The following is a 17264-nucleotide window of genomic DNA, read 5'->3' as shown; positions in this document are numbered from 1 at the left end:
ACCACCAAACAGTACCGGGTGATGCAGGACGGACAACAGGTCGGCTTGCTGGAAATGCGCGACCTGGTGCGCGCTTTGGTCCCCAGCGGCGGTTCCCAGCAACTAATGGAAATGCTGGGATGAGTGACCACCGCGTCAAAGAAAGTCCAGATGGCAGGTTGCTCAATTGCGACGCCACGGGCCCCGAACAAAAAGGCCCCCATCTTACCGTATCGCAACGGATTATGGGGTGGTTTTTCAGTCATCGCGGCGGCATCGCTTTGTCCGCAACGATCGCTTTGGCTGCCGGCTTCCTTGCCGATCATTACGCTGCGCCTGCTATGCTTTTTGCGTTGTTAATTGGCATGGCATTCAACTTTATGAACGATAGCCCGCACACCGCCGAGGGAATCACGTTTTGCGCGCGCACGCTTCTGCGTTTGGGAGTCGCTCTTTTGGGGCTACGCCTAACCTTTGCCGATGTTTCACAATTAGGCGCAATGCCCTTGGTGGGTATGGTCGCAATGGTTGTGCTAACCGTTATTGGCGGTGTGGTTTTTTCGCGCCTGTTAGGCCGCAGTTTGGCTTTTGGTTTATTAACGGGCGGATCGGTTGCGATATGCGGGGCCTCCGCAGCAATGGCCATTGCTGCGGTTCTGCCAAAAAAAGTCTTAAAGGAGGAAGACGTTCTGTTGACCGTTGTCGGCGTGACAGCCATGTCGACCCTTGCAATGATCGCTTACCCGATGCTGTTTGACTATCTGGGCCTTGGGGATGTGGAAAGCGGCTATATGGTCGGCGCAACAATCCATGATGTGGCTCAAGTTGTCGGCGCGGGCTATTCCATTAGCGACACCGCAGGCGATATGGCAACATTCACCAAGCTATTTCGCGTCGCTTTGTTGCCTGTGATGCTGTTGGCTGTGACTGTGATCTTTCGAAAAGAGGCGGGAGGCACCGCCGGTCTGCCATGGTTTGTCGTTGTCTTCATTTTGCTGATGATTATTCGAAACTTCATCCCATTGCCGGACATTCTCTTGGGCTTCATCAACGACGCGTCACGCTTCTTTCTGGTAGTAGCGATTTCAGCGCTGGGGGTAAAAACATCTCTGCAGCAACTGTTCGCACCGGGTGTGAATGGGGTGATATTGATCGCGCTTAATACCACTTTCCTTTTGGGCCAGGCTGTTATGTTTGCGTATATCTTCCTGTTGTAAACTCTAATTATCACCACGCCACAGCTGCAGCTGTTTGAGTGCATCAAAGCTGAGGGATTTCATCTGCAACGCATCTTTGATCGCAAGGTGCATAACCTCCATCAAAAAGCGCACGAGAAAGCGCAGGATCTGCACATATTCTCGTTTCTCAGCCTGTGAATCGGCATGACAATATGAGCCAGCACAAATCCGGTATAATACCTGAATTCTATTGCCGAAACATCTCAGCGCCCTCTGTCATGGTCAGCATTCATCGTGAGCCGGGGCGGCTGCTTTATGTTGATAGTTTGAGAAGGTTGCCCGCATATATGGCAGGGTCAAATTGAACGGCAACAATAAGGTATTCCGCTGCTCGTGCCCTGACCGCGTTGTGGCTGGCCGCTGCAGTTGCCCTGCGCGTGCGGCTCCAGGCCACCTGTTTCACGCTTCCGGACCTCGATGAGATTGCCGAGTTTTACCGGAACCAAGAATCGCGTTCCTGCCGCACGGTGTGAAGGTCCCTCCGCCACCAGCGCCACAATTCGCTCACGAATCGCCATAGGATGTGGATTGCCCATCTCACGCCCCGATATTTACCATATGGACAGGAGTCACAGATCAACCAGTGCGGGAATCCTGAATTCGATAAGTGGCAACACGCTCTAAAGAAAGCTTTTTAGGAGCATTCTGAAGCTCTTCGATTTATCGTAAAATATCTTTTGCTGCGCTGCAGAAAGTCGTATTGTAGTGGTGCATCCCCGCGAGCAACAACTCGAAAGGAGGCGATGTGAAGCTGATTATTGCGACGATCAAGCCATTCAAGTTTGATGAAGTGCGCGAAGCGCTGACCGAAATTGGCGTGCGCGGCATGATGGTATCAGAGGTCAAAGGCTATGGCATACAATCGGGCCATACCGAAATCTATCGTGGTGCGGAATACAGCGTAAACTTTGTGCCTAAAATTAAACTGGAAATCGCAGTCCCGTCCGACATGGCTGAACGGGTCGTTGAGACCATCGCGACCAAGGCGAGGACCGGCAAGATCGGTGATGGCAAGATATTCGTCCTGCATATCTCCGATGCCCTACGCATCCGCACCGGCGAAACCAATGAGGACGCTTTATAGCCCCCCAAAAACAGGAGAATGACCGTGACGAGATTGATCAAGATGGGCGTTGCTACCATTCTATTAATTCTACCACAGACCGTCTCTGCGCAAGCTTCCGCTACAACTTCTTTAGACATCGGCTTCATTTTTACAACCTTCATGTTCCTCGTATCAGGCTTCCTTGTCTTCTTCATGGCGGCTGGCTTCGCGATGTTGGAAGCAGGTTTGGTGCGCAGCAAGAATGTCACGATGCAGTTAACCAAAAACCTCTCGCTCTTTTCGCTCGCTTCGCTCGCATACTACATTCTTGGTTACAATCTGATGTATCCGGGCGACGCTTGGACCATTTCCAACGTCCTTGGTGCGTTGTCGATCACTGCGTTGGAGCCTGTGGGGCTTGAGGGCGCACAGCCCGATTTGACCTATGCCTCGGTCGGTTCGGATTTCTTCTTTCAATTGATGTTTTGTGCGGCGGCGGCGTCGATCGTCTCTGGGGCTTTAGCAGAACGGATCAGGCTTTGGCCGTTTCTGGTCTTTGTCGTGCTGCTTACCGCTGTCATCTATCCCATTCAGGCCAGTTGGAAATGGGGCGGAGGTTTTCTGGACGCCATGGGCTTTCAGGATTTTGCCGGCTCGACCGTTGTTCATTCTGTCGGTGGATGGGCGGCATTGACTGGTGCGATCATACTTGGGCCGCGCCTGGGCAAGTATAAAGGAGGCAAGGTCAATTCGTTTCCGGGGTCTAACCTTGCACTCGCCACGCTGGGCACGTTCATCCTGTGGATGGGCTGGTTTGGATTTAACGGTGGCTCTCAGCTCTATATGGATACGGCTGGCAACGTTGCTGACATCAGCCGCATATTCGCCAACACGAATACCGCTGCGGCGGCGGGGGCGGTGGCGGCTTTGTTGCTGACGCAGTTGCTTTACAAGAAACCCGACCTCACCATGATCCTGAATGGCGCGCTGGCCGGGCTGGTTTCCATCACTGCGGAGCCTCTGACGCCGTCCCTTGTCGAGGCCACCTTGATCGGTGCGTTTGGTGGTGCGATTGTTGTGTTTGCCATTCCGATGCTGGACCGGTTCAAAATCGATGACGTGGTTGGCGCAATTCCAGTCCACCTTTTTGCGGGGATCTGGGGCACAATTGCGGTGGTCTTTACCAACGACGCTGCCAACTTGCTCACTCAAATCTATTCGATTGTTATCGTTGGTGCCTTCGTCTGCATGACTTCAACTGTCGTTTGGATCGCTTTGAAATTCACGACGGGTCTGCGAGTGGATGAAGAAGCCGAAATCGATGGCCTAGATAAGACAGAGCTGGGAATGGAGGCCTATCCGGAGTTTGCTGCGCTTTAGGGCGCGTGGCGACCTTTCCAGTTCAGCGTTCCCATGAGGCTTGATCTGAGTTCCCCTATCTGTCGAGCCGATATGGGGGGTTGAGATGGGTAAGCCGCATCCTATGGCGCTTCGTGAGCGCGTCGTCGCTTTTGTGGAGGAAGAACATTCACACCATGCGGCATTAGGTTACCAGACCCCGGTCGATTTCGGTGGTTAGGGTGTCCGTGCATGGTCGACCGGGGTCTGGTAACCTAATGTAGGTGTTCGGTGTTATAGTCAGCTGCCCAAGTGGCGATTACCACGCGGGCATGAGCCATGTTGCGGAGCATGGATTCGTTCGAAAGCTCATCGCACAAACTTGTGTCTTTGACGAGCGTTCAGGGCGGCGCGTTGCACGTAAATGCAACAGATGGTGTTAAGGTCGAAAACGCGACCGTGGCAATTGCAGACATCCGGGCGTCAAATGGGGTGATCCACGCAATTGTTTCGGTCTTGTTACCGAACTGAATGAACAAGCAATCTAAATCGTTCTGCGAAAAACCTGACTCACCGTTTTTTGCAGAACGCCGTGCAACATATGCGCGTGGCGTGCGTTAAGCCATAAATCCATGATTCAGATTTATGACGGACCGCTTTAAGTCCGGCAGGCGGGCTCGAGCGGTAGCTTGCTGTTGTTGACCAACCGCTGTGCCATCTGGCGCCCCATACGGCCGTTGACAAAAGGCCGCGCCCCGGCGGCTGGCAGCGCATCTGGCTCGCGCTCACGCAGTTCGGGAAAGATCGAGAAGATCTCTTCCCGAGCGGCTTTCCCGACGGACTTCAGCGCCTCGGTGCCGGTGTAGAGTGTCTCAGACGCAGCGCCTTCGGCAAACACCACCTCATGCTGATCACACAGGAAGTGCACATAGGTGACCTCGTCGACATCGTCGGCAACGTCGATACCGTTAAGCGCGACCAGCTGTTTGGCGGCGACCAGCACCTCCTGAGTGCCAAACATGCGCTGAGCCAAGCGGTTGCTTGCCAGCATGCGGTGCTGGGGGCTGACCAGAAGATCGCGCTCGGGCAGGCCCTGGCCAAGGGCGCCCGCCTGAATGCGGATGGGCCGCAGCTTTGGCTGCGCCATAAGCGCGCCAGCGCCAATAGTTTGCTGGCCGATCCACCGGATTTCCTGCGGGCCGTTGTCCATGGTCTCGACCAAATCGCCGGTGCTTCAATATGTGTCTTTTCCATCGCCGCCCCAAACGCCTTGGCGGCGGCACCCCCGGCGTCGGTTGCTGCATTCTCAAAGGCGTTTGCGACACGCCCGATATCGACATCGTCAATAGGGCAATCCGGATGCTACCTTCACCGACCGCCCATTCCGGCAGGGCAGACAGCGCCCATTTCAGCCCTCAATGAACCGATTTATACGGGAGGCAAAGCCGTTCAGTATTGCCGCGATCCCGGCGATCAACTCCTTCGCCGCCTGGAACGCGAAATCACCGATCACCCTCGGCAACGCGCCCCAGGTCGCTTTTAAGGTCGAAAATGCCCCATCAAAAGCGGCGACGATCCGGTCTGCCCCCTCACGAGCGGGCCGACCACCAGATTGAGCACCGTGAACTCCAGTGCGCGATATCCTTCCGGACCGGCTGCCAGCAAGGCAATTGACGCCTGAAAGGCCCTGCTGATGGGTTTCCCACACGCGGGGCTGAGCCGTAATTGACTGACGCGCGAACCTGCGATACGCGCTCTCCGGACACGCGGGGATGAACCGCCGCCGGCCCCCCCAACTCTTGCCCGGCAAGGGAGGTTCCCCGTACAGGGTTGATCAGAAAGCTCTGGCCCTGACGTATCGCTCGCGCTAAGGGCAGTGATATGAGTGATACCCTGCCGTCGTGCCCCGAATGTTCCTCGACTTATACCTATCAGGTGGACGCCTTACTGTCCTGTCCGGAATGCGGACATGAATGGTCGCCAGTCGCGGACTCTGACGATATTGCCGTTGTGCGCGATAGCGTGGGAAATGTATTGGCGGATGGCGATACTGTGACGGTAATCAAGGATTTGAAGATCAAAGGCGCGTCTTCTTCTGTCAAGGTCGGGACAAAGGTTCGCGGTATCCGGTTGGTCGAAGGTGATCACGACATTGATTGCAGGGTGCCGGGGTTTGGTCAAATGGGCCTGAAGTCTCAGTTCGTGAAGAAGGTTTCGGAGTAAAGCATAGCCAAATGTCCTGCCGCTCAGGAACTTCAAATACGTCGTCAGCAACTCAAGCCAATAGAGCGATAGAACATTAATATAGCCGCCACAGGTCTTTCCTGAATTTTGCGGGCGACGAAGCCACCCCAGCTGCGCATTTCCTAATTTTATTCGGAGCCATCCTGAGGTTCGGTCAAGATCAATGCGCCTCCCGCAAGCAAAAAAATGCCTAAAAATTAAAGTTTTACAAGCCTCCCTAACCGGAGGCTTTTTGCATTTCACAAACGACTAAACACTGACTCAACAAAACACCCGCCGGCCAGACGCGCTGCGGCGCTGCGGCACCGTTTCGGATGAGAAAAGAGCGCTGGATGGTGGACGGCCTCACGCCCGAAGCTGGCTGGCGACAGATCCGAAGACCACAGGTCGGAGTTATTGGCCGTGCTCGCTGATCTGGGCTTCTTGATCAGCAATAGCTGCGGCCGCAGAGCCATACGCAGCAGGGGAGGTGGCGGAAAGGCTATCTGAAACGCAGCATTTTTGGAGGTTCATATGTCTGCCTGCGAACGAAGAGCGTTTTCGCTGCGCCTCGTATAAGTGTTCGTTTCAACCAAGCAACTCCTAGAATTGCCCAGCTGCATAAATGTGGCGTGCCCCGGATTTCCGGAAGGTTCATGATGAACAGGCCGCTACGCTGGATCGTGTATCTCAGCAGTTAGCGGAGCATTCGCCATACTTGGCGGCGTCGCAAGGCCCATGTTCCTGCCCCCAGAACCAGCAGGCAGAGTGCCCCTTTCGTCACGTCCTCCATCGCCCCTTGGATAAGCCAGGCGTGTACGACTGTCCCTGTGACGATTACGATCGCCGCTACGCTATGTCCAAGACGCCAGATGCGCAGTCCCAGTCGTTTTCTCACGGCGGCAAGAATGGCGGTTGCGAATACGGCCCACATCGCAACCGCACCCCAGACCGAAAACGGTGTCGGTGAGCGGAACAGCAGAACATCTATTACGTCCGGCGGGCTCGTGATCCACAGGCCCGCCACATGGACAACCACTGCGAGAACCAGCCCTGCTCCGGTCCAGATATGGATGCGCCGCGCGGGAATCCCGGGAAGCACGCCAGTGATAAGCAGGGGCTGAACAAGCAGCAGCCCCAGTCCGATGATCCCGGAAAATCCGGCGATAATGTAGACCGGTTGCCGCCATTGCAGAAGCGGACTGTGCGCGGCGGCGATCACTGGCACTGCGATTGCCAGAGCCAGTGCCGTCCATACAAGCGCGCCGCGCGACGTCATCAGGTGGGGCGCAGAACGAACTCGACGTGCAGGCTGGTGTCCGATGCCCGCGCCATCACAGGCCGCAAGAAAACCGTCTCGAAACCGCCATTATCGTAATCGGCATCATAGGCCAGATGCCCATGCGGCTGCCCGAAGGCGGGCACAATCTGCGGCATCTCGATGCGGAACACGCCATCCGCGTCCGTGAGCGTCGCGCCATGCGAGCGCGCGTCCCGTTCGTGGCCTTCCGTCGTATGGGCCCAGACCTGAATGCGGCGACCGGCGAGGGGTGCCCCGTCGCCCGCGCGTCGTACGGTGCCGGTCGTCCAGAAACCGCCACCGCCGATCCTTTTCACGATCGGGGCGCCCGGACGGTAATTGTTGGCTCCGCCCCGCATTGTCGGGGTGGGTGCAAGGGATTGCGCGCGGGCCGGTATAGTCAGGCCGCAGGCACCAATGAACAGCGCTGCCCCTGCGGTGGAAACGACGGCTCGCCGGGTCGGGTCTGGCGTCGGCATGACGAATTCTCCCGTCTGCTGTTTCGAGAAGGGTATTGTCAAAGACGTGAAATAATACTGCTGCAGGGACCAATCAACCACAGCACACAGGGAATTGAACGCATATCGGGTCTGGCGCATGAGCAAAGGTGGCACCTGACAGGGACAGCGCAGCGGTGAGTATTGCTCTGGTAAACATGGCATTCTTTCCTTTGACGCTGGAGTGATCTGAAGTCGTGGAGTTACGAGAGTTGCATCGCCGCTCGCGCCGAGGTCTCCCAAAACTTGGCCATATGCCGCGCGCAAACGCCAGAGGGCTGCACTCCAAGGCAGAGCTTTGGAGACACTCCCGGTGCAGCCAGCAAGCTGAGCGGCGGCGCGATCCGTCTGTCGGATTATGCGCGCAAACTCTGTAGCCGTCTGTGGTGAGTCCCGTTTAACCACTCTAATTCGATGTAAACGATGGTTTTGCCTTCATGGAGGTGAGGCAGGCAGAGGCAAAGCTGCAGCATTTTCGCGGCTCAATCGCTCGGCTGCCATGCCGGGGGCAGCCCCCCAAATCGCGATCCAGCGGTAGAACACAGGCGTCAGGAACAGGGTGAACAGAGTGGCGAAGCCAAGCCCGCCGACGATCACCCAACCGACAGCGATGCGCGCCTCGGCGCCGGCACCGGATGTCAGGATCAGCGGTAAACCGCCAAACACCGTTGACACCATTGTCATCATCACCGGTCGGATGCGCAGGCGCAGGGCGTCGCGGATGGCACTGTCGATATCTTGCCCCGCCGCACGCAGCTGGTTGGCGAACTCAACGATGAGGATGCCATTTTTGGCCATGACGCCGATCAGCATCACCAGTCCGATTTGGCTGTAGTAGTTCAGGGAACCGCCCGTGAGTGAGATTGCCAGAAGTGCGGCGGCAAGGCCGAAGGGGACCGTGAGCATAATGACAACCGCGCTGGCCACGCTTTCGAACTGGGCGGCCAGCACCAGCAAAACAACAATGATCGCGACTCCGAATACCATATACATGCCCGACTGGCTGTCCGTCAGGGTCGCTGCTTCGCCGGTGAAGATGATACCCATGCCATCCGGTAGGCTGGCTGCGGCAATCTCGGTCAGTTGGGTCATTGCGGTGCCCAGATCAACGCCCTGGTCCAGATTGGCCTGAACCGCCACCGCCAGCGATCCGTTCTGACGCTCAATTACGGACTGGCTGACCACCGGCTCCAGGGTCGCTGCGGCCGAGAGCGGGATGTAGCCCCCTTCAGGTAAGCGCAGAAAAATTGTTTCCAGATCCGTTGGATCGTCGATCGGCGGCCCGCCCGGCACGACGTTCACGTCGGTTTCGGTATCGTCGTCAAATACCGTGACAGCGATGTTGCCCTGCACCATGGCACTCACCGTTCGCGCGATCTCGGCTTCGGTCAGGCCGAAGACGCGCGCCATGTCGGGGTCCACCCGCAGCTCGTATTGCGCTTGTACGCTGTCGCTGGAAAGCTGAGCATTGAGGAACGTGTCGTCGTCAGCCATCGCGGCTACGAGGGAATCGGCAGCGTCCGTCATCGCCGCGACATCGGTGCCCGTGACCGCGAATTGCAAGCCACGCCCCGCGCCACGGATGTTCAGGCTGTTGGTCGAGCGGGCATTGACCTGAACGCCCGGCACCTCGGTCAGCTGGCGGCTGACCTCTGCGATGATTTCCTGCTGGCTGCGGTCGCGCTCAGCCCAGTCCGGAAGCCGCACGATGATAAAAGCGTTGGTGCCGCCACCCACGCCGATGATGCTTTGGACGGCGTCGATGTCTCCGCGCATTCGGTAGGGTGTCAGGATATCCTCGACTCGTGTGATTTGGGTTTCAAGGTATTCGACGGTGGTATCGGACGCCCCGCGCGCCTGGATCAGGAAGAAACCCCGATCTTCGTCAGGCGTGATGCTGGATGATAGCGAGCTTGCCCCACCGGCTGCGATAAGCGCAAACCCGATGGCGACGGCCAGTACGATTACTGGCGCGCGAATTGCCCGATCCATGACCATATCGAAGCCGCGTGCGAATACCCCGGGCGTGTCTGGCACCTTGGCGCGCTTTGGATCAGGTTTGCCCGGATCAAGGAATGCCGCCAGCACAGGCACCAAGGTCAGCGCTGTGATCGACGACAGAGTGACAGCAAAGGCCAGAACGAAGCCGAACTCGCTGAATACGCCCCCCGCCTGACCCGGCAGGAAAGAGATCGGGATAAACACGGCGGCCAGTGTTGCCGTGGTCGAGATGACGGCGAAAAACACCTCGTTTGTGCCGGCGGCCGCTGCCGCAAAAGCTCCCATGCCCTGTTTGCGCTTGCGCACGATGTTCTCGATCACGACGATGGCGTCGTCGACGACCATGCCGGTGGCCAGCACCAGTGCCAGAAGGCTGATGGTGTTGACGGAAAACCCGGTTAGCCAGATCGCCGCAACAGTGCCGACCAGCGCCACCGGGATGGTGACCGCGGGGATCACTGTGGCGCGGAGCGAGCGCAGAAAGGCAAAGATGACCGCGATCACGATTATGGTGGCCAGACCGATGGACTTGACCACCTCGTCGATTGACCCTTCGATAAACACACCGTCATCCGAGGTGATGATGATATCCACGTTATCGGGCAAATCGGTGCGCAGCTCTTCGACCGCCGCGCGCACCGCCTTCGAGATATCAAGCGTGTTGCCGACAGACTGGCGGCTGATGTCCAGCCCGATCGCAGGCTGGCCGTTGACGCGGGCAAAGACATCGCTGTCCTCGGGGACCACCTGAACATAGGCGACGTCGGATACGCGGGTTGTCGCGTTGACGGGGATCTGGCCAACACTGTCGGCGGTCACTTCGGCGTTGCCGACGCGCAGGGCCAGGGTCTGCGACGATGATTCCAGATCGCCCAGCGGCGTGTCATCGCGCAGAGCCGTCAATGCGTCCGAGACATCGAACACCGTCAGCCCGCGGCTGAGCAGCGAGGGCATGTCGAGCGTCACGCGAAATTCATTGGCCCGGTTGCCACGCACGGTGACCTCAGCGATGCCGTCGATCAGTGACAGGCGGTCATAGACCACGCCCTCGGCCAGCTGTGTCATCTCGTCAAAGGTGGCATTGCCCAGGATGGCCAGCCGGATGATGGCATCGGCGTTGCTGTCGCTTTTCGTGACCGTCGGGTCGTCGATATCATCGGGAAGCTGGCGCAGCGTTGCCGACACGATTTCACGCGCCTCGTTCGCGGCAATGTTGACGTCGGTGCCCGTCGAAAGATCGATGGTGATGCGGCTTGAGCCGCTCGAGGAGCTCGACTCGATATAAGACAGCCCCTCCAGCGCGCTCAGCGCATCCTCCAGCACCTGCGTGACATGCTGGTCGACGGTAGCAGCGACGGCCCCTTCGTAAGTGGTCCGAACCGATAGCACGGGCTGGTCCACATCCGGCATTTCGCGCACGTCCACCGATACCAGCGCGGCAAGCCCCGCGATCAGGATCAGTAGGTTGATGACGATGCCGAACAAGGGGCGGGCGACAAAGAGGTTTGCGAGGCCGGACTTGCGAGCTTGAGGTCTAGCGGTGCTCATGTCGGTTCCTCGGACTCGGTTGGCTGTTCTGGTTCGGCCTGTCCGATTTCCGGTGTCGCCTGGTGCGGCACCATCGCAGGCGCCTCGACCGGGGCGTTCTTGGCCGTGATGCGCGATCCAGCGCGTAGTTTCTGCGCGCCTTCGGAGACGACCAGCGTACCAGTGGCAATATCGGCGTCGATCCACACCCGGCCATTGCGCCGAAACAGGATGGTTGCCGGCACGCGCTTGGCAACGCCGCCGTCGGCGATCCACACGCCTGATCCGCTGCGCGACCAGCTGATTGCGGTGGCAGGCAAAACCGCCAGTGGATCGCCTTCATGGATCATGCGCACGGCAAATGTCATGCCCGGCCAGAGCAGGGCATCGGGGTTCTCGATCCGCGCCTTGACCGTGACACTGCGCGTCACGCTGTCGATGCGGCTGTCAAAGGACACGATCTCGCCCTCGAAAACGTGCCCTGTGAAGGTCGGGGTGCTGGCCAGAACGGTCTGATCCTTGGCCAGCAAGCCGATGGAGCGTTCCGGCAGCTCGAATTCCACCAGCAAGGCTTCGGAATCGTCGATGGTCACGATGGTACTGCCCGCGGTCAGGATGTCGCCGATTTCCAGATCGCTCAGACTCAGCTTGCCCGCGATCGGCGCCCGTATGGTCCGGTCGTCCAGTGCAGACTGTGCCAGCCCGACCTTTGCTTCGGCAAGCCGTTGGGCCACCCTTGCCTCGGACAACGTGACGTCGGTTACGGTGGAGTTTCCAGTCGCCTGCAACTGTTCATACCGCTGGATAATGTCACGGGTCTGGTCAAGTTCGGTCTGTGCGATCTCAAGGTTGAACACCTCGGTCCGGGCATCAAGCTGCACCAGAACATCGCCAGCCGAAACCTGCCGATTGGCGGCGAGGTTAATCTCGGTCACTTCACCCGATGCATTCGCGACCACATCCGCACTGCGCAGTGCTTTCGCACTTCCTATGGCGCGCAGGATATCTTCGTAGGGTTGCATTTCCAGCGGGGTCAAAACCACCGTCGTCGCGTTTGCGCCCTTTGGTGCGCCGGCGGGGCGGCCCCCCTGCGCCGCGCGAGCGGGAGTGTTGGTTTGATCGCCACTCTCGCCCACAACGCCGGCAACGGGTCCAAGAGAAGCTGGAACACCAAAAGCGATGAGATATGATCCGGCAAGGATCAATGCTGCGGTGACCAAAGTGACGAACTTACGCATTTGATAACTTCTCTGATTTACTAGCCGAATCCTGACCGGCCCGAAGTGTCCGGTTGCTTCCCCGACCATGCGGCGCAAGGTGTGCGTCACGGGCGACGAGCTGTTGCTTGAGCGCGGCTCCGACAGGAAGGATCAGAAAACCGACCAGATTTGCCCGCCAGCGCGGCATGGGTGCAGGTCTGAACTGCGCGTACGCCAGTCTCTGTTCAATTTGCAGTAGTTGCGGCGGAGGCTGATTTACCTCCGCCGCATCCTTGTCACCCGCGACGGTCACCGTGACGTTTGCCATCGCGCTGATGGCCCTTTTGATCACGGCCGCCGCGATCATCGCGGTCCAGTTTGCCGTCATCGTTGCGGTCCATCCGCTCGACCACGTTGCCAAACCGCGCATCCATTTCGGCCTGTGTCACCACGCCATCGCCATCCGCGTCGAGGCTCTGGAAAGCGTCCACCATCCGCTCGCGCGTCATTTCGAGGTAGATCGTCTCGAACTCATCAAGCGAGATGTCACCCTCGCCGGATACGTCGGCTTCGGTCACGATCGCCGCGCGAAACGTGTCGATTTCCTCCTGCGTCACGGCACCATCCCCGTTGGCATCGACCTTTTTCATGATATGGCGCATCATTCCGTGTCCGCCGCGATGGCCGTGGCCCTTGCGAAAGTCGGCGCGGGTGGCTTCGGGCGCATCGGCGCTTGTTTCGACCTGAGCTGGCGCGGCGGTCGGAGAGGTTTGCGCCGTGGCAACCGTCAAGCCTGACAGCAGAGCGGTAACGGCGACAAATGTGCCGGGGAGGATTTTCGAGTTTGTCATGTCGTTTCCTTTCGGGGTTCTGATGAGGCAAGGAGTGCCTCGGTGATCCTCACTTAGGGGATATTGTGCAAAAAGGTGTGTCAGCGCGAACGCCACTTTGTCGCCATGTGTCGCAAGGTGGCGGCCTGATACATCTTGCGACAATTGAGACAGGAAATGGTCTGTCTGCTGGTTGATTTCCAAAGGGAGAAGGATGCTATTGACTGCGATGGACACCAAGAAAGGGTCCAAGGAGAGACGCCATGACCGACCCAATTGCGCCCCAGATCCTTATCGTTGACGATGCCCGCGACATTCGCGAGCCGCTGGGCCAATATCTGCGCAAGCAGGGCTTTCGGACGCGGCTCGCCGCCCATGCGGCCGAAGCGCGCGAAATTTTGGCCGAGGCGGCAATTCATATTGTCGTTCTCGACATCATGATGCCGGGGGAGGATGGGCTCAGCCTGTGCCGCTGGCTCGTCGCGCATGACGGTCCGCCGGTGCTGTTGCTGACCGCGATGGCGGACGAGACCGACCGCATCGTCGGGCTGGAGCTTGGGGCCGATGACTATCTTGTCAAACCTTTCAACCCGCGCGAGTTGCTGGCGCGGGTCCGTGCGATCCTGCGCCGCGCACCGCCGGAGATTTCCGCACCGCCAAGTGGACGACGGGCATTTGCCTCATGGGTGCATGACCCCGATCGCCTGACCCTGATCCACGAAGGTGGACTCACCGTCGATCTGACCAGCGCCGAAAACCGCCTTCTGGGCATATTCCTCGATCAGCCGCGCACGGTGCTCAGCCGCTCAACCTTGCTCGACCGGACTGCGGGGCGCGAACCGAAAGCCTATGACCGTGCCATAGACAACCAGATCAGCCGTCTGCGCCGTAAAATCGAATCCGACCCGAAAAACCCGCAAATCCTTGTTACCGAATGGGGCGGCGGCTATAGGCTGGTCGCGGATGTGACTGAGGCCCCATGATGCAGCGCCTCAAACGTCTTTACCCCGATGGATTGGCAGGTCGTATCGTTCTTTTGTTGGCGATCACAATCCTTGTCGCCAACCTCATCGCGCTGGCCGTCCTTAATTTTCAGCAGCAACGGTTTGACAAACAAGCCAGCGAAGACCGCGAGATCGAGCGGATCGCGGCCCTCATTCCGGCGATGGAAGCTGTCAACGCGCAGGTCCGACGGGTGATTGCCCGAGACGCCTCCACCCGTTTCGCCCGTGTGAGGGTGGACGATGCCCCGTTGCTGACGGAAAGCGCCGCTGACAGCCGGTCGAGATATATCGCGCAGGGCCTGATGGAGACGTTGGAACGCGCGGATGTGAATGTTGCCATCATCGACCGCCCGATCCCCCCTGATGCGCCCGAGCGTCGGGGCCGCTTTCGCACGGATCAGGTGATTGCCATCACAATACCGCTGAGCGCAAGAGACGACCAGGCAGAATGGCTCAACGTCGTGACCAGCGGTGCATCCCCACGCCCCGGCCGCGTCGATGGCAAGCCGTTTCTCACGGTGCTCGCCCTGTCGCTTTTCTGCGTGCTTGGGGTCTCCATTGCACTTGCGCGCCACCTGACGCAACCGCTTGAACAGCTTTCCCGTGCAGCTGAGGCAGCCGGGCGCGGCGATCACACGGCGCGTATCCCGGAACGTGGGGCGCGTGAGATGCGCAAGGCCGCGCAGGCATTCAATGCGATGCAAGCCGAAATCTCGCAGTTCGACGCAGAGCGCTTGCGGATGCTTGCTGCTGTGGGGCATGATCTGCGCACGCCCATGACAAGCCTGCGCATCCGCGCTGAAATGGTCGATAATGAAGAGCAGCGCGACGCGATGGTCCGCACCCTCGACGAGATGACCGTGATGGCGGACGGCCTGATCAGTTATGCCAAAGAGGGGCAGGATTCCGAGAAGACCGAGTTGATCAACGTCGGCTCTCTGCTGACCCGGCTTTGCGAGGATAGAGGCGCAACCTGCAATGCCGACCTCACGGTTCACGTGACGGGCCGCCGTGTCGGACTGGGCCGCGCCATTGGCAACCTTATCGACAACGCGCTGCGGTATGGTGATGAAGCGACCGCCACGCTGGCGCAGGACAAGCGGCATGCCATCATCACCATCGACGATAACGGACCCGGAATTCCGCCGGACCGCCTAGATACCATGTTCCAGCCGTTCACCCGCGGCGACGACAGCCGCAGTCTTGAAACCGGCGGCGCGGGTCTTGGCCTATCCATCGCCCGGGCGATCATTATCGCACATGGTGGTCAAATCACGCTTGAGAATCGGCTGGAAGGCGGATTGCGCGCGAGGTTGATGTTGCCACTGCGCAGAGTAACGCACGGCTCCGGCGTCACCTGAATGTCGGCTCCCATCCGCGCGGCAACACCGGCTCCCATCCGCGCGACTGGCCGCGTCCCGCTTATGGGAACCGGGGCCGCCTGCTGCGAGGCAGCGGGTTTGCAGATCGGTGTTACTCCCCAGCCGCCCAGTTCCACGGCATGAGGTTTTTGAGACGGGCCATCTTGTGGTCTGCAGCGCGGGCGAGAACCCAGCGCAGCCAGGCTTCGGGATCGATACTGTTCATGCGGCATGTCTATAAAGAGCGTGGACGCTGGCGGCCAACTTCTGCGTTGATCGGCGAGGTGATGGAACTGATTGGCGGGCTTTTCGTTGCAGCTTTGCTGACATGGCGTTGCGGATAGAGAGGCTTATCGAAATGCTAGCACGAAGCTCTAAATTGGCTGGCAGAAAAAATTGACTGATTAAATCAGGTTTGACATAGTCGATTGATTTGGTCAGGATAGGGCCACACCTAGCCACCTATTTATTTCAGGCAGCCCGGACCCGAACATGTTTAGAGGAACCCCAATGCCTGACCCTTCCGCCTTGCCCCGCGCCGCCATGCCGCGTCCGCGCCATCAATTGCCCGAATCCCTGCGCCCGTCTGTGGCATTCTCCTGCCGCGAGCTGTGCCATCTGAGCGAGAGCTTGACCGCGCAAGACAGTGCCATTGCGGAACATCTGCTGGACCGGAGCGTGACATGATGGCCGCCACTGACCGTAGATTGCACGCCGACAATCCTGCCCCGGCCTCGCGCGTGCCCTGCCATAATGCCCGGATATTGACCGACGGCGGCGACACGGCCCAAATTGTGCTAAACGATCAAATTTATACCCTGCGCATTACCCGCGCGGGGAAGCTGATCTTGACCAAATGACTATCCCTGCGCGCAAATCACCCCCAAACCGTGGCGGTGCCGCCGTGGGGCAGTTGCAGGAACTCCCGCCGGTCGAATTGAGTGCGGTTCTGTATCTGCGGGCCTGGTGCGAGGGCGGGGCGCATCGCTATGGCGTCTTGCAGGATTTCCGTCTGTTGATGGGGGACGAGATCGGCCAGCAGCAGTTTGAGGATTTCGATGCGCTGATGCGGCTGTGCCTGTCGACCGCGCGCTGTCCTTTAATGCGCCACGGTCTTACTTGCCGCTGTTTTGGCGGGCATGAAAGCGTTTTTGCCCAGATGATTGCCGCCGCTGCCGGGCAGGACCGCGAGGATGCAATGATGTTTGCCGCCACCTTCCTGACCGGCGAGGCGGCATGGCAGGCGGTGCAGATTGCTGAGGGTCTGGGGCAATGTTTCCTTCGCAGTGCGCAGCACACCCCAGACCAACCGCGACCGACCCACCCGAATCTTACGACGCAAACCCGACATTAAGAAAACCCGTAGGAACCGTTTGATCGGCGATCACATCCTGCCCGGTTATGCGTTTTTTCGAGGATACCGCTGCTCTATCGGTGGTTGCGCAAAGCTGCGATCGAGGCGCGCTTTGCCGGCGTGGCATGGCTTTGAAGCATGGATCAAGGTCAGCCATCTGCGCTTTGGCCAGTCGAAACGGACGGGCGCGTTTTGGCCCGATTCACGCGGCGCGACACACTCAGCCTAGCAAGGGCTGATTGCGGCGAACGGTACAATCATCGAACCCTCCCGAAGGGACGGCACAATTGATGCCTGCTGACCCCTGTCTCGCGCGGACCTAATGCCCACTAAAAGGCTAAAGAGGTATTTACTTAGTAAAATAGTCG

General features: G+C 58.8%; 19 protein-coding genes and 1 pseudogene. 10 read left to right on the top strand and 10 right to left on the bottom strand.

The window, feature by feature from the left end; genetic code table 11:
* Positions 1–119 precede the first annotated feature (119 nt).
* Positions 120–1196 carry a YeiH family protein gene (locus JAO82_RS12980; RefSeq protein ID WP_232897395.1) on the top strand — a complete coding sequence of 359 codons (1077 nt, stop codon included), beginning with the start codon at positions 120–122 and terminating at the stop codon, positions 1194–1196.
* Positions 1197–1199: 3 nt separating this feature from the next.
* Here JAO82_RS12980 and JAO82_RS14390 read toward each other — a convergent pair whose 3' ends face one another.
* Entirely contained in the window at positions 1200–1331 is a 132-nt protein-coding gene (locus tag JAO82_RS14390) for a hypothetical protein (protein ID WP_269812838.1), read from the bottom strand.
* Positions 1332–1962: 631 nt separating this feature from the next.
* On the opposite strand from JAO82_RS14390, the gene JAO82_RS12975 reads away from it, so the two are divergent.
* Positions 1963–2301, top strand: coding sequence for a P-II family nitrogen regulator (locus tag JAO82_RS12975; protein WP_198686815.1), 339 nt, complete (start codon positions 1963–1965; stop codon positions 2299–2301).
* Between the two features lie 18 nt (positions 2302–2319).
* Complete coding sequence (gene amt, locus JAO82_RS12970; RefSeq protein ID WP_198686814.1) at positions 2320–3642, top strand: ammonium transporter; 1323 nt, start codon at positions 2320–2322, stop codon at positions 3640–3642.
* Positions 3643–3846: 204 nt separating this feature from the next.
* Here the strand turns inward: amt and JAO82_RS14485 are convergent.
* Positions 3847–3974, bottom strand: a pseudogene (locus JAO82_RS14485) (integrase core domain-containing protein); the annotation flags it as partial.
* Here JAO82_RS14485 and JAO82_RS12960 point away from each other — a divergent pair.
* Positions 3940–4131: a fasciclin domain-containing protein gene (locus JAO82_RS12960; RefSeq protein ID WP_198686812.1), complete on the top strand. Its 192-nt coding sequence runs from the start codon at positions 3940–3942 to the stop codon at positions 4129–4131. The pseudogene JAO82_RS14485 and the gene JAO82_RS12960 sit on opposite strands and share 35 nt — an antisense overlap.
* A 127-nt stretch (positions 4132–4258) precedes the next feature.
* On the opposite strand, the gene JAO82_RS12955 is transcribed toward JAO82_RS12960, so the two are convergent.
* Complete coding sequence (locus JAO82_RS12955; protein ID WP_232897393.1) at positions 4259–4822, bottom strand: Hint domain-containing protein; 564 nt, start codon at positions 4820–4822, stop codon at positions 4259–4261.
* Between the two features lie 659 nt (positions 4823–5481).
* On the opposite strand from JAO82_RS12955, the gene JAO82_RS12950 reads away from it, so the two are divergent.
* Positions 5482–5823 carry a zinc ribbon domain-containing protein YjdM gene (locus JAO82_RS12950; protein ID WP_198686811.1) on the top strand — a complete coding sequence of 114 codons (342 nt, stop codon included), beginning with the start codon at positions 5482–5484 and terminating at the stop codon, positions 5821–5823.
* Between the two features lie 697 nt (positions 5824–6520).
* Here JAO82_RS12950 and JAO82_RS12945 read toward each other — a convergent pair.
* From JAO82_RS12945 to JAO82_RS12920, 6 genes are all read right to left on the bottom strand, one after another.
* Positions 6521–7102 carry a ferric reductase-like transmembrane domain-containing protein gene (locus JAO82_RS12945; RefSeq protein WP_198686810.1) on the bottom strand — a complete coding sequence of 194 codons (582 nt, stop codon included), beginning with the start codon at positions 7100–7102 and terminating at the stop codon, positions 6521–6523.
* Positions 7102–7602: a twin-arginine translocation pathway signal gene (locus tag JAO82_RS12940; protein WP_198686809.1), complete on the bottom strand. Its 501-nt coding sequence runs from the start codon at positions 7600–7602 to the stop codon at positions 7102–7104. The genes JAO82_RS12945 and JAO82_RS12940 overlap by 1 nt, the downstream gene beginning before the upstream one ends.
* A 453-nt stretch (positions 7603–8055) precedes the next feature.
* Positions 8056–11169 (bottom strand): efflux RND transporter permease subunit, encoded by a 3114-nt coding sequence (locus JAO82_RS12935; RefSeq protein ID WP_198686808.1) that lies wholly within the window; start codon positions 11167–11169, stop codon positions 8056–8058.
* Positions 11166–12386, bottom strand: a complete 1221-nt coding sequence (locus JAO82_RS12930; RefSeq protein ID WP_198686807.1) for an efflux RND transporter periplasmic adaptor subunit — start codon at positions 12384–12386, stop codon at positions 11166–11168. Before JAO82_RS12930 ends, JAO82_RS12935 begins: the two co-directional genes overlap by 4 nt.
* A complete protein-coding gene (locus JAO82_RS12925; protein WP_198686806.1) occupies positions 12379–12675 on the bottom strand; it encodes a hypothetical protein in 297 nt (98 codons plus the stop codon). The genes JAO82_RS12930 and JAO82_RS12925 overlap by 8 nt, the downstream gene beginning before the upstream one ends.
* On the bottom strand, positions 12644–13198 hold the full coding sequence (locus JAO82_RS12920) for an EF-hand domain-containing protein (protein WP_198686805.1): 555 nt from the start codon (positions 13196–13198) through the stop codon (positions 12644–12646). Before JAO82_RS12920 ends, JAO82_RS12925 begins: the two co-directional genes overlap by 32 nt.
* A gap of 242 nt (positions 13199–13440) precedes the next feature.
* Between JAO82_RS12920 and JAO82_RS12915 the strand changes: the two genes are divergently transcribed.
* Positions 13441–14160 (top strand): response regulator, encoded by a 720-nt coding sequence (locus JAO82_RS12915; protein ID WP_198686804.1) that lies wholly within the window; start codon positions 13441–13443, stop codon positions 14158–14160.
* Complete coding sequence (locus tag JAO82_RS12910) at positions 14157–15542, top strand: ATP-binding protein (protein WP_198686803.1); 1386 nt, start codon at positions 14157–14159, stop codon at positions 15540–15542. Before JAO82_RS12915 ends, JAO82_RS12910 begins: the two co-directional genes overlap by 4 nt.
* A gap of 112 nt (positions 15543–15654) precedes the next feature.
* Here JAO82_RS12910 and JAO82_RS12905 read toward each other — a convergent pair whose 3' ends face one another.
* Positions 15655–15768 carry a transposase domain-containing protein gene (locus JAO82_RS12905; RefSeq protein ID WP_198686802.1) on the bottom strand — a complete coding sequence of 38 codons (114 nt, stop codon included), beginning with the start codon at positions 15766–15768 and terminating at the stop codon, positions 15655–15657.
* A gap of 284 nt (positions 15769–16052) precedes the next feature.
* Between JAO82_RS12905 and JAO82_RS12900 the strand changes: the two genes are divergently transcribed.
* From JAO82_RS12900 to JAO82_RS12890, 3 genes are read left to right on the top strand one after another with little or no spacing between them, the layout of a single operon-like run.
* A complete protein-coding gene (locus tag JAO82_RS12900) occupies positions 16053–16229 on the top strand; it encodes a hypothetical protein (protein ID WP_198686801.1) in 177 nt (58 codons plus the stop codon).
* Positions 16226–16402 carry a hemin uptake protein HemP gene (gene hemP, locus JAO82_RS12895; protein WP_232897392.1) on the top strand — a complete coding sequence of 59 codons (177 nt, stop codon included), beginning with the start codon at positions 16226–16228 and terminating at the stop codon, positions 16400–16402. Before JAO82_RS12900 ends, hemP begins: the two co-directional genes overlap by 4 nt.
* Entirely contained in the window at positions 16399–16896 is a 498-nt protein-coding gene (locus tag JAO82_RS12890) for a hypothetical protein (RefSeq protein WP_198686800.1), read from the top strand. Before hemP ends, JAO82_RS12890 begins: the two co-directional genes overlap by 4 nt.
* The last annotated feature ends 368 nt before the right edge of the window (positions 16897–17264 follow it).

The sequence above is a fragment of the Pontibaca salina genome (genome assembly GCF_016307205.1).
GTDB lineage: Bacteria > Pseudomonadota > Alphaproteobacteria > Rhodobacterales > Rhodobacteraceae > Pontibaca > Pontibaca salina.
This window is presented reverse-complemented; position numbering and strand designations above follow the sequence as displayed.

What these genes read in the sequence shown, in the direction of transcription:
- JAO82_RS12980 (WP_232897395.1), top strand. Translation starts at nt 120, where the DNA reads ATGAGTGACCACCGCGTCAAAGAAAGTCCAGATGGCAGGTTGCTCAAT.
- amt (WP_198686814.1), top strand. Translation starts at nt 2,320, where the DNA reads ATGACCGTGACGAGATTGATCAAGATGGGCGTTGCTACCATTCTATTA.
- JAO82_RS12960 (WP_198686812.1), top strand. Translation starts at nt 3,940, where the DNA reads ATGTTGCGGAGCATGGATTCGTTCGAAAGCTCATCGCACAAACTTGTG.
- JAO82_RS12950 (WP_198686811.1), top strand. Translation starts at nt 5,482, where the DNA reads ATGAGTGATACCCTGCCGTCGTGCCCCGAATGTTCCTCGACTTATACC.
- JAO82_RS12945 (WP_198686810.1), bottom strand. Translation starts at nt 7,102, where the DNA reads ATGACGTCGCGCGGCGCGCTTGTATGGACGGCACTGGCTCTGGCAATC.
- JAO82_RS12940 (WP_198686809.1), bottom strand. Translation starts at nt 7,602, where the DNA reads ATGCCGACGCCAGACCCGACCCGGCGAGCCGTCGTTTCCACCGCAGGG.
- JAO82_RS12935 (WP_198686808.1), bottom strand. Translation starts at nt 11,169, where the DNA reads ATGAGCACCGCTAGACCTCAAGCTCGCAAGTCCGGCCTCGCAAACCTC.
- JAO82_RS12930 (WP_198686807.1), bottom strand. Translation starts at nt 12,386, where the DNA reads ATGCGTAAGTTCGTCACTTTGGTCACCGCAGCATTGATCCTTGCCGGA.
- JAO82_RS12925 (WP_198686806.1), bottom strand. Translation starts at nt 12,675, where the DNA reads ATGGCAAACGTCACGGTGACCGTCGCGGGTGACAAGGATGCGGCGGAG.
- JAO82_RS12920 (WP_198686805.1), bottom strand. Translation starts at nt 13,198, where the DNA reads ATGACAAACTCGAAAATCCTCCCCGGCACATTTGTCGCCGTTACCGCT.
- JAO82_RS12915 (WP_198686804.1), top strand. Translation starts at nt 13,441, where the DNA reads ATGACCGACCCAATTGCGCCCCAGATCCTTATCGTTGACGATGCCCGC.
- JAO82_RS12910 (WP_198686803.1), top strand. Translation starts at nt 14,157, where the DNA reads ATGATGCAGCGCCTCAAACGTCTTTACCCCGATGGATTGGCAGGTCGT.
- JAO82_RS12905 (WP_198686802.1), bottom strand. Translation starts at nt 15,768, where the DNA reads ATGAACAGTATCGATCCCGAAGCCTGGCTGCGCTGGGTTCTCGCCCGC.
- JAO82_RS12900 (WP_198686801.1), top strand. Translation starts at nt 16,053, where the DNA reads ATGCCTGACCCTTCCGCCTTGCCCCGCGCCGCCATGCCGCGTCCGCGC.
- hemP (WP_232897392.1), top strand. Translation starts at nt 16,226, where the DNA reads ATGATGGCCGCCACTGACCGTAGATTGCACGCCGACAATCCTGCCCCG.
- JAO82_RS12890 (WP_198686800.1), top strand. Translation starts at nt 16,399, where the DNA reads ATGACTATCCCTGCGCGCAAATCACCCCCAAACCGTGGCGGTGCCGCC.